The organism is Marinoscillum sp. HNIBRBA16962 (assembly GCF_057801515.1).
In genome coordinates this window covers 656,666-669,029 of the sequence record NZ_CM173603.1, presented here as the reverse complement: position 1 = coordinate 669,029, position 12,364 = coordinate 656,666, and the positions used below count along the sequence as shown (strand labels likewise).

The window sequence follows — 12,364 nt, the reverse complement described above, 5'->3', positions numbered from 1 at the left end:
AAAAGGAAAATGATACCGAAATGACAAAAAAGAACCCTGAGAAAAATTCTCAGGGTCTTTTCACCACCGCACTCTAAAATCCACTTTTAGAGTATCTTTAATCAGTCAACCTTGATAAATCGTTTGGTTATCACAGAGCCCTCAGCCTGCAACTTTAAGAAGTACATACCTTCAGGCAAAGTGGAAACGTCCACTTTTAACAACTCCCCAACACGGTCCTGTTTGACCTTCATGGCCTGACCTCCGGCATTCATGATCGTGATTGACCTATCTTTCAATGGATTGCTTCCCAGGTCAATGCTCAAGAATTGGCTTACAGGGTTGGGGTAAACTTTTATGATTTCACTAAGCTTATCATCCGCAGACAAAACTTCCGGGTCCGGTTTTGCGCCCACATATATTTCTACCACATAGGTATTTGTAGTTGTACCGTCTTCGGCAGTTACCACAACATTAGCAACGCCGCTTCCAGAAATAACGTCTTTCGCTCCTGCTCCGGATACACTCGCACGATAAAAGGTAGTTTCAGCAAGAACAGTTGCAGTCTCCGTTCCTAGTGGCACTACAGCCACGTATTCAAAAACTCCCGGATCAAATACCGGTTCAAAAAGGGTGGCACCCTCCACTGAAAGTGAAGCTAAAGTAGCATCTGTTGATGCTTCCAATACGGTAATAACAATCGTATAGTCCTGGGTATCGCCACTTTCTGCAGTGACTGTGATCGTAGCAGTTGCACTTCCAGAAGACACATCAATAGTTCCATCTCCTGCTACCGTAGCCCCAATATGATTTGCTGCGGCTGTAACCTGCACCTCATCATTACCATACGGTACATCCAGGGTATATTCAAAGACTCCCGGATCAAATGCCGGAGATATCTCTGCTCCATCCGCTACCACTTCCAATGAAGCAAGTGAAGCATCCGTAGAAGGTGGTGTCACCGTAATGTCAATAGTATATGTCTGTGTAGCAACTCCATCCTCAGCCGTAACAACGATTTCAGCCGTGGTAACTGATTCCGTGGTAACAGCAACTATTCCATCAGATGTAACTGTGACAGAAGCATTCAGATCTGTTGGTTTGTAGGTAATCTCTACTGTTTCCGTACCAAATGGTACCTCTACATCATAAGCTGCAACCTCTGAACTGAATGCCGGGGTCAGCTCACCAAGATCCACCCTTAAGAATTCGAGAGACGCTTCTGCTGAAGCAGCAGCAACTTCAATACTTACCGAATAGGTTTTAGTGGTAGTACCATCAGTAGCTGTCACTACTACATCTACCGGAATGGTACCCCCCGCTGAAACGTCAATTGCCCCATCTCCGGCAATGGATGCTCCTGCCACATTAGCTGTAGCTTCTAAATTAACGGTAGTCGTAGCATATGGAACCTGTAAGGTATAGCTTGTTTCTGCTGAACTGAATACCGGACTAAGCTCACCCACATCAGTAGTGAGAGCAGACAATGTAGCATCCGTGTTTTCGGCCAGTTCAGTGAAGTTTATCGTGTAGGTTTTGGATACAGTGGTATCTTCAGCTTTCACTACAAGGTCAGTGGTACCCGAACCTGCATTAATGGTCACATAACCTTCGCCCTCAATATACGCCCACTGGTCTGCAAGCGTTCCTTTTACCCACAAGGAATCCGTTCCGAAAGGTACATTCACATTATAAGTAGTGACCGCCGGATCAAAAGCCGGATCCAGGGAACCATACTCCAGTGAAATTCCCGACAGATCAGCATTCGTACCCATTGCAGGAATATCTCCCATATTGTCAACTATTTCTACTCTACGTACATTCAGGCCCTGGCTGGATCCTCTGGCACTTAAGGCCGTCCAGCGGTCGATCATATTCGTCTGAAACCTGAATTCAGCACCTTCACCGATAGCAACCGGAGAAGCGGCACCCTCTATCTGCACATAAGCGCTGTACGTAGTGTCAGCAGGAGATATGACCAACCAACAGTGGTATGTGCTATCATATTCAACGGTAACAGTATCCCCATCAAAACCTTTGTTAGATTCAGGCAGATAGCTACCACCATCTCTCAACTGTACCAATCCGGTACCTTCTTCAAAGCGCAAACCTCCTGAAGTATGTCCCCAGTCTCCGATCTTACCATTACTGAATGCAAACAAACCATCCACAGCTACTCCATTATCGGTAATATCAATACGTGAGTACACCACATGGTCTGTGCCATCTAAAACCGGATCAAATACCCCGGTACTTGTATTGTAGACTGCCGGTGGAACCCCAAGTGTCACTTGAACCGTAATAGAACTTTCAAGGTTTTCAGATGTTACTGTCAGCGGTACGGTAACACTTCCGTCTGAAAGGTCTACCGTATCCGGGTACTCAATAAATGCATTTGGATCATTGGTAGTTGCTGAAGCAATATATCCGGTAACCGTCCCTGATGGTAAAGAAACCGTGTATGCTGTCGCCGTTGGATCCAGATCTGAAATGGTTGCGGTAACTTCATCACCATTAAACTTAACTCCTCCTGCTTCTATGGAGGTCAGCATAAATTCATCTACAGTAGCATTTATTGTGTAAGTGGTTGTGGCAGACTCATCTTCTGAGGTCACTGTAATTTCCTGTGTGCCACTTCCTGAAGAAACGTCCAGCGGTTCGTTTCCTGAAATGGTTGCTCCTTCGGCACTGGCAGTTGCTGTAAACGCTACTGTCTCAGTCAGATAAGGGGCCAAAAGACTATATTCAGTTATAGCAGGATTAAAACCTGGCTCTAAAGTACCTGCATCCGGAGCAAGCTCGGCTAGTGTAGCATCCGCTATGGTATCCGTTACCGTCCAGTTGATCGTATAAGAATTTGTGGCCCCTCCCCCAGAAACGTCAATCACTGTTGGAGACGAAACCTCTACTTCTCCATCTCCGGTAACTCTGGCATACGGGGAGTTTGGAATGGCATTTACCGTAACCGTAGTTACGTTGGAAGGCAGAGTCACATCATAGGAAGTGGTCTCCGTGGCAAAAGCCGGAGCAAGTACTCCCATGCTCAATTCAATGTTTGCCAAGGTAACATCATCAAAACCTTCCGGAAGGTCTCCCACAGCATTTACATACTGTACTGTTTCAACTACCAAAACACTCGCCACATTATTATTGGACGCCACCCATGTATCTATCGCAGGGATCGTCAGATCTCCACTGCTTCTCCATCCATAATTTTCACCAATCGTATAAGTGGTACCTTCTGAAACAGGCTGGACATACACATCGTAAGTCTGTGTTGCAAAATGCACCACCATCCAGATGTAATAATATTCTGAAAAATCAAACATTAATTCTTCAGTAAAGGTATAGGAGCCGGCATCACGTGCATCAATGGGCTGACCATCTATAAACCTGAGGATTGCGGCAAACTGACTCCAACTAGTGGCCGTAGTTTCACTACCCATAAGGGAAAACTGGGCATCTATATCTCCAGTACCTTCAGTTCCTACGGCTCCAAAAACAACCATATCATCATTGGATCCGTCAATCACCGGGTCAAGGGTCCCGGTATCATCAAAATTTTGAGCATTTAAGATAAATGGGCAAAACAATCCTATCCATATCAGGATACTCCACCCCGCTTCTTTTAGTCGAATTTTCTTCATATCGATACATATTTTAACATTCGGTAGTACTTTTTCAGGGTTACTCTAGTGCAGAGAATACTCCTAATACTATAAGGGAGGGTTTTCAGGTTTGATACCGGAAAGGCAAAACTTTTTTTATATCCACCTGATGAAAGGTTGGCCCGGTTTGTGAGAACTCCAGAAATAAAAAAATCCCGAACCTCAAGAGGCCCGGGATTAGGAAAAAGTAATAACCAGATTGTTACTCTTTAATCACTTTCAGCATTACAGGTTTATCACCTGTGTAAATGTGCATCATAAATATTCCGTTGGAGAAGCTGCTCACGTCTACCTCTACCTGACTTCCCTGAAGATCAACTCCCTGCCATTGAAGCTTACCATCCATACTGAATATCTTTATAGTAGGGTAAGTAACCTCATAAGCAGACCAATCTACTGTCAGAGTCTCCTGAACAGGATTAGGACCAACCTTTAACAGCTTATCACTATCGTCAAGGTTGAGCACAACAAAATCATCGTCGCAGACATCGCCTATTCCATCACCGTCCTGATCAGCCTGATCAGCGTTTGCAGTGTCCGGACAGTTGTCATCTCCATTGGCCACGCCATCTCCGTCATCATCTAAGATCTCAATACAATCCGGCGTTCCATCACTATCAGCATCTTGCGAAAGGCTTCCGGAATCTAAAGGATCAGAACCACAAGCGATCTCATCCTCATCACTTTGTCCATCACCATCGTCATCGGTATCTGCATTGTCTCCGGTACCATCTCCATCGGTATCGGTATCCTCTGCAGGATCATCAGGGAAGGCATCTTCTGCATTGGCCGTGCCATCACCATCCCGGTCATCATCACATACATCTCCGATTCCATCTTCATCCATATCCGCCTGATCCTCATTGGCAGTACCAGGACAGTTATCCTCTCCATTGGTAATGCCATCGCTATCATCATCTTCATTCACCACACAATCAGGTACTCCATCACTATCAGAGTCTGTAGAAGTGGACGCTGAATCTAACGGATCAGAACCACAGGTTGTCTCATGAGCATCACTTTGTCCGTCTCCATCGTCATCGGTATCCGCATTGTTTCCAGTACCGTCTCCGTCCGTATCTGTATCCTCAGTCTCATCCAGCGGGAACGCATCATCCACATCCGGAGTGCCGTCACCGTCATCATCAGTATCTGCGTTGTTTCCGGTACCGTCTCCATCCGTATCTGTATCCTCAGTCTCATCCAGAGGGAACGCATCATCTACATTCAACACCCCGTCACCATCTATATCATCGTCACAAGTATCGCCTATATCATCTCCATCCAGATCGGCCTGGTCTGCATTGGCAGTAGCCGGACAATTATCCACAGCGTCAGGGATGCCATCACCATCTGTTTCCTCTGTTGTTTCGAGATTCAGATCTGTGATTGCTCCCAGATTACCATTAGAACTACCCAGAGTAAAGTAATAGGTTCCTGCAGTTTCTATCTGGAAGCCGAGCTGTAAATCATGCAATACCCCTTCACTTGGAACACTAATCACATCACTTGTCAATGTATCTCCAGTGTTATCCGCAGCAGAATTGATCTGATAGAAATAATCTGGTGCTGAAGCAACGCTATTCCACCCCATCTTTGCCGTGAATAAGTAATAGCCTGCATCCAGGGTTACCGGATAAGCATAAATGGAGTTTGTACTGGTACCGCCTGTACCATCCCATCTTACATACAATACTCTGTTGGTAGAGTATGAAACACCATCCTGGAAACGGACACCTAAGACACCGGCTTCTGTCCAGCCAGTAGGATCAATATCCGTACACTGCCAACCATAATTATCAGCTTCTGATCCTGCACCGGTAACACCATCACCATCCCAACCAAACATGTAATTAGTTGCATCTACTGTGAAGTTAAGCGTGTAAGCTGCTGTAGTAGTACCATCCTGAGCTGTAATATTGATCACCGTAGATGGAGATGTACCCGTTACGTCAATAAGTCCGTCACCGGAGTCTATTGTAGCTGTTGCATCACTTTTTGTAGCTGTTACATTGACTGAGGAAACCCCGGCAGGAACCAACACCTCATAGGTAGTGGTACCACTGTCAAACGCCCCTTTGAGATAGCCAAAGTCAAAAGAAATATCAGCAAGCGTAGCATCGGTTGAGATAGCCGAAACGGTAATATCAACCGTATAGGTTCTTGTGGTAGTTCCGTCTGTTGCAGTTACCACAATATCTGCAGTGCCACTTCCGCTCGACACATCGATCGTACCATCACCAACTACTGTAGCTCCTGATACGGTAGCAGTAGCCGTTACATCCACGGAATTGGTCCCGAACGGAACAGCCACCTGGTAAGTAAGCGAATCCGAATTAAATGCCGGATCCAGACTACCTACACTTAATGCTATAGCTGACAATGTAGCAACAGTATCTCCAGGATCTACCGCAAAGTTTACAGTATAGGTCTTGGTAGTGACTCCATCAATAGCAGTTACCACAATATCCGTTGTCCCGCTACCAGACGACACATCGATGGTGCCACCGCCAACTACATCTGATATACTTATGGTAGGTGTGGCTGTTACATCTACTGAGGTGGTTCCGTAAGGAAGCTCCACATCATAGGATACAGTAGCAGAATCAAATGCAGGGTTGAGGCTTCCTGAGCTCAGCGCTATGTCAGACAGTGTCGCATCACTGGAGGTGAATGCTTCCAGATTAAGATCTGTAATGGCGCCCAAAACACCTGCAGAACTCCCCAGAGTGAAATAATAAGTACCTGCAGAAGTCACTTCAAAAGCCAGCTCCATATCATACAGTTGCCCTGTATTAGGAACGTTAAGCACATCATAAGCAAGGGTATCACCTGTATTATCCGAAGCTGAATTAATCAGGTACGAATAATCTGGCGCTGAAGCATTGGCATGCCAGGCACCCTTTGCAGTAAAAAGGTAGTAACCCGGTTCAAGGGTTGCCGGGTAGGCGTAGATCGAACTGGTAGTAGCATTGTTGACATTGTCCCATCTTGTAAATAGCACTCTGCTTGTAGCGTATGAGACACCATCCTCAAAACGGATACCAAATTGATTTGCCTCTGTCCATCCGATTGAATCACTGCACAGCCATCCAAAGTTATCCGGTTCCGAGTTTGTACCGGTAGCTCCGTTCCCATCCCAAAGAGCTATAAGATTGGGATCTTTATTGAATGTAATAGTATAATCTTGTGTAGAGCCATTTTCTGCAGTGACTGTGATGGTTGCCACGGCTCCATCCGAGAGCACGAAGGTCCCGGTATCGCCTTCCACTGTCGCTTCTGAATAGTTCTCCACAGCAGTGATGTATGTAGATTCAACAGTGTAGTCATACTCCACTGTATAATCGGTTATCACAGCCGAGAATGCCGGGCTCAAAGATAGCCCCCCATCAATTGAAAGATCAGAAAGTGTAGCATCTGATGAAACCGTCTCTACCTCCCAGTTGATGACATAATCCTTAGTGGTAGTGCCATCTGCTGCTGTCACCGTCACGGTATTAGTGCCTGTAGTACCCGAAATTGCAACCGTACTATCCCCCACAACTGTAGCTAATCCGTTTGCCGCTGTTGCTGAAATGATCAAGGTATCAGACCCTGGAGGCATCAGCAAGGTGTAGGCCGTACTATCCGCAGAAAAAGCTGGATCTAAAACTCCTGCATTCACTGACAGGGCTGATAAATTAGCATTGGTAGTTACTTCCTCCAAGTATAGGTCCGTGATAGCTCCCAGATTACCATTGTTACTTCCCAGGGTAAAATAAAGAGTATCCGCAGAGGTCACTTCAAAAGCAATCTGCATGTCAAACAGTTCACCAGTATTAGGAACGTTCAACGTATTAATAACTAATGTATCTCCGGTATTATCAGCAGCAGAATTGATCTGATAATAGTATTCTGCTGTAGAAGCATTGGCATGCAAAGCCATTTTCGCCGTAAACTGATAGAAGCCCGGCTCAAGAGTTGCCGGATAAGCCCAGATCGAGCCTGTGTTTGTTCCTCCGGAACCATCCCATCGGGTAAAGAGCACACGGCCTGTTTGATTTCCTCCATCATAGTTATATGTCTGATCCGTATACCTTACTCCACCCCCTGCGTTGGCTTCATTCCATCCACTTATCACTGTACACTGCCATCCAAAATTATCCGCTTCTGACCCAGTTCCTGTATGGCCATCTCCATCCCAGCCAAACATGTAATTGGTAGCGTCTACAGTAAAGTTTACCGTATAGGTGCTTGTAGTGCTTCCATCCTCAGCAGTCACTATAATATCTGTTGATGTGCTGCCTCCGGATACATCTATAGCTCCGTCTCCGGAAGTTACAGTAGCAAATTGATCTGTAGGAGTTGCCGTTACATTCACAGCAGAAGCTCCCGCAGGCACCAACACTTCATAGGTGGTAGTACCGCTATCAAATACCCCTTTGAGATACCCAAAATCAAACGAAATATCGGAAAGGGCAGCATCCGCAGAGGCTGTCAGCTTGTTGAAATTGATCGTATAGGTTTTGGTATCTGTTTCGTTTATCGCTGTCACCACAATATCAATACTGGTACCTGAGGTCACATCGATGGTGCTGTCGCCCACTGTGGTGGCTCCTGATACGGTTGGTGCAGCAGTCACATCCACTGCATCGACACTAAACGGAACATCTACGGTGTAAGTAAGCGAATCCGGGTGAAACTCAGGGCTTAAACTCAAACTACCTACACTCAGGTCAATAGCTGACAACGTAGCATCAGTTGAGTCAAGGCCTACCTCCCAGTTTACGATATAATCCTGTGTGGTTACTCCATCCAGGGCTGTCACAGTCAAAGTGGCCGCACCGCTATCGCCTGTGATCGCAACAGTATCATCTCCGGTCACTGTTGAAAACTCGATAGTTGGAGTACCCGTAATGAATAAGGTATCCAGGTTCGGGTCTATTAGCAGACTATATGAGGTGGTCCCTGAATCAAATACCGGATCTAAATCACCATCATTGACTGTCAGGTCTGACAAAGTAGCGTCGCTTGAAGTGAATCCTTCTAAACTCAAATTGTTCACTCCTTGCCAGGATTTCTCACTACAAGTAAACTTCACATAGTAGACACCCGCAGCATCAGTCATAAATATCAGCGAATCACTTCGGTATTGAGTGGTATTACTGGCAGTTTCAAATCCCTTAGAGGCAACGTCTGAAGTAGCATCATTGGATGTCCCAATTCCGACAGTAAGGGTTGCAGGTGGGGTTCCACTACCTCCATACACATAGTCGAAGGAAAATTTATATACTGAATCTGCCTCTAGCATCACAGGATAGGTAAATGCAGAGGTTTCGCTAGCTGTAGAGCCATCATATCTCAGTAGGAATTGACGACCTGTTACAGTGGCCCCACCATCTTCATAGGTATATGGAACACCAGGGGACTGTTCTGGGTCATCTCGAAACCGGCAACCACCCACATTCGCTTCTCCCCAAGGGGCGTCACCTGCTGTATTCTCCCAGCCAAAACTATTTGGTTCTGACCCGGTGCCTGTGTGTCCGTCACCGTCCCAGCCGAACATGTAATTAGTAAGGTCTACGGTAAAGTTAACCGTATAGGTACCTGTGGTACTTTCATCCTCAGCCTCCACGTTGATTACTGTGGAGGTGCTGCCTCCGGATACATCAATGGCACCATCGCCCGAGGTCACCGTAGCAAACTCATGAGTCGGAGTGGCCGTAACATTGACTGTAGAGGCTCCCGCAGGAACCAATAGTTCATAGGTATCCGTACTGCTATCAAAAACTCCTTTCAGATAACCGTAGTCAAAGGAAAACGCTGAAAGTGTGGCATCCGTGGATGCTGACAGCTTATTGAAATTAACCGTATAGGTTCTTTCATCCGTTCCATTTTTCGCAGTTACCACAATATTCGCACTCGTACTGGAAGACACATCAATGGTGCCATCACCTGCAGTAGAGGCCTCAGGCACTGTAGTGGTGGCAGTCACATCCACCGAAGTGACACTGGCTGCAAGATCTACATCATAAGAAAAGGTTTCCGGATCAAATGCCGGGCTCAGACTACCTTTACTTAGTGTAATACCTGACAGGGTAGTAACAGTATCCCCAGGATCAACCGCAAAGTTTAATGTGTAAGTCTTGGTAGTTATATTATCCACAGCAGTCACCACAATGTCAACAGTATCTTCGCCTGCCGAGATATCAAGGGTGCTATCTCCGACTACACCGGCTCCCGGCACAAAAGGCGTGGCGGTTACGTCCACCGAGGTGGTACCATAAGGTAGACCGACATCATAAGAAACAACAGCCGAATCAAACGACGGGCTGAGACTACCGGCACTTAGCGCAATGTCTGACAAAGTAGGTAATATACTTGGAAACTCACCCACTGCATCTACCACCTCCACTGTATTTACACTGGCAGCAGAACCTCCATTGTGAACCAGATACCAGGTATCAATAGAAGAGATTGTCAAATCGCTTGAGTTTCTAAAGTCAGCATTTTCACGTATAGTAGTAATTGAACCATCTAACCCTTCCCGAATATAAGTATCATAGGTTAGGGAAGCATAATGGATCACCGTCCAAACATGGTACACTGTTCCACTTTCAGGTATGATACTATTGTCTTTAACATACCCTGTCCCATCCCGCACATCAATTGGATTTGAGGAGCCTAAAAACCGGCAGAGTGTCGAAAACTTATCATAACTGCCTTTGCTGGTTGAACTTCCCCCAAAACACAAAGTCGCGTCTGTAGAAGATTCGGGATTTACAGATGCGTATATCACCACATCGTCATTGGAACCGTCGATGACCGGACTAAACGTCCCTGTGTCATCTTGAGTCTGTGCATTAACAGCACTCGGCAGCAAAAGGCCGATGGCTATTAATCCCCATAAGCAATAAAGTAGTCGATTTTTTTTCATACTTCAGGTATTTACAGTGATAGTTGATTTTCCGAAGCATCTGGATCCAGGTCCGTTTTTGATAGCCGAGACACAGCATGCCAGATACTCCTCACTATTCTAATAAGGAAGGAATTATGAAAATGATACCGGGAGCGGCTAATACATTTGATACTTTAGTTGGAATGCAAAAAATGGTTTGATAAATAGAAGTATTTCAAATATGCTACTTCACAGCTTTTAATGAAAGAATATCCGGGTACGGGTTTCTGGTATTGGAATGGAAAAAAATTTGTTGGATCACAGTAAAAGTATTATGTTTTCAGGGGCTGACCAGGGAGGAGGGATGCTATTAAGTTAAGGTTGTAAATTCACCTGCTAGTGTTATGATTCTTAAATAGGCCCACTAATTCATGCCATCACTAGTTGACTAGAAGCTCAACTGACCGATCGGCAATGATCCTTTGATGGTAGTTAGCGATTTTCAGGTGGTCGGGAGTCATTTTTACCCGGTCCGCAGTGATTTTTGAGTGGTACTGAGTCATTTTCAGGCGGTACTGAACGATTTCCGGGTGGTGCAGAGTCATTTTTATACGGTCCCCAGTGATTTTCGGGTGGTACTGAGTCATTTCCGAGTGGTCCCCAGCCATTTTTTGATGGTACTGAATGATTTTTGAGTGGTACTGAGCCATTTTTAGGTGGTACTGAACGATTTTCCTCCTCCGGGACCCATTTCCGAAAAATCCGGAGTGTCCCCCGCTGGCGGGGGAAAGGGGGTGGATAGGTCCACCTCATCTGGTGCGAAAGCGCAGGTGGAAGTTTATTTTCCGCCACCCCTCCGCCTTTCAGGCAGCTCCCCTTCGTAAGGGGAGAAGTCGATTTGGGAATAAAATGCTAATGCCGGTATATTTAGCAGACTTAAAAAATTTGCTCCCCTTTGAGGGGAGCTGACTGGTCGGAATTGATCTTTAAGTGGTACTGAGCCTCCAAAATCGGTCTGGCTGAAGCCTGACCTTAAGGAGTGCTGGAAAGCCTCGGAGTCCTTTGGCAACTCTGAGGCGAAAAAGTAACCGCAGCAGGAAAAAACCCGCAATCCGGCCAAGCGCCCAACACGCGACCGGAAAAGCAGCTACCTGTTCCTATAGTTATAGCTTTTTACTACATCTTCCAGATCATATTTCTTTTCTTTACCAAGGGTGATCGATAGAACCATAATGGGAATGCCCGCTAAAAATGGCAGGTTGGGCTTAAATTCAAACCGGCTGACACCTTCTGAATCCGGCACAAACATTTTACCGATACCCACCGCCGTGAGCGCTAAACCTCCGGCAAAAACCCCAACACGAATAAAGTTATTCCGACCCATCTTCCTGATCATGGAAACACTTTGTTCATCATGGCTCAGACTCTTTTTCAAATTGTCATTTGTCAAGGGTTTAAGCTCATCATTGTATTGGTAAAAGGTATAATTATTGAAACCGCCTGCATCACCAACCCAGTAGGGATCGTAGGTTTCCTTAGAGAACTTAAATATGGAAACGGGGCCCTTTTCGGTTCTGCGCATGGTTACATAGCCCACATCATCAAACTTTTGTACCAGGAAATAATCACTGGCAGTTTGATAATAACTCACCAGTTTGATCCCCACACGGTCTTTCCGATCCAACAGCAAGTGGCTGGTTGGCAACCCTTCATCCAGATGCTGTATGGTGTCCGGGTAAAGGACCTTCCCCGTTCTTAGTCCCAATTCAGGCTGTAAGTTTTGGCTATATCCTGTTATACAAATAAAGAAACATACTGCAGTTAGCGCGTACTTTATTTG

Annotated in this window: 4 protein-coding genes; all 4 read right to left on the bottom strand. The window is 45.8% G+C overall.

Annotation, left to right across the window (positions count from 1 at the left end; all coding sequences use genetic code 11):
• Nucleotides 1-101: 101 nt before the first annotated feature.
• Complete coding sequence (locus tag AC3E9V_RS02825) at nucleotides 102-3,626, bottom strand: cadherin-like beta sandwich domain-containing protein (RefSeq protein ID WP_488751671.1); 3,525 nt, start codon at nucleotides 3,624-3,626, stop codon at nucleotides 102-104.
• Nucleotides 3,627-3,849: 223 nt separating this feature from the next.
• Nucleotides 3,850-10,563, bottom strand: a complete 6,714-nt coding sequence (locus tag AC3E9V_RS02820; protein ID WP_488751670.1) for a cadherin-like beta sandwich domain-containing protein — start codon at nucleotides 10,561-10,563, stop codon at nucleotides 3,850-3,852.
• Between the two features lie 401 nt (nucleotides 10,564-10,964).
• Complete coding sequence (locus AC3E9V_RS02815) at nucleotides 10,965-11,234, bottom strand: hypothetical protein (protein ID WP_488751669.1); 270 nt, start codon at nucleotides 11,232-11,234, stop codon at nucleotides 10,965-10,967.
• A 437-nt stretch (nucleotides 11,235-11,671) separates the two neighbouring features.
• Nucleotides 11,672-12,289: a hypothetical protein gene (locus tag AC3E9V_RS02810; protein ID WP_488751668.1), complete on the bottom strand. Its 618-nt coding sequence runs from the start codon at nucleotides 12,287-12,289 to the stop codon at nucleotides 11,672-11,674.
• Nucleotides 12,290-12,364: the final 75 nt, after the last annotated feature.

What these genes read in the sequence shown, in the direction of transcription:
- AC3E9V_RS02820 (WP_488751670.1), bottom strand. Translation starts at nt 10,563, where the DNA reads ATGAAAAAAAATCGACTACTTTATTGCTTATGGGGATTAATAGCCATC.
- AC3E9V_RS02815 (WP_488751669.1), bottom strand. Translation starts at nt 11,234, where the DNA reads ATGGCTCAGTACCACTCAAAAATCATTCAGTACCATCAAAAAATGGCT.
- AC3E9V_RS02825 (WP_488751671.1), bottom strand. Translation starts at nt 3,626, where the DNA reads ATGAAGAAAATTCGACTAAAAGAAGCGGGGTGGAGTATCCTGATATGG.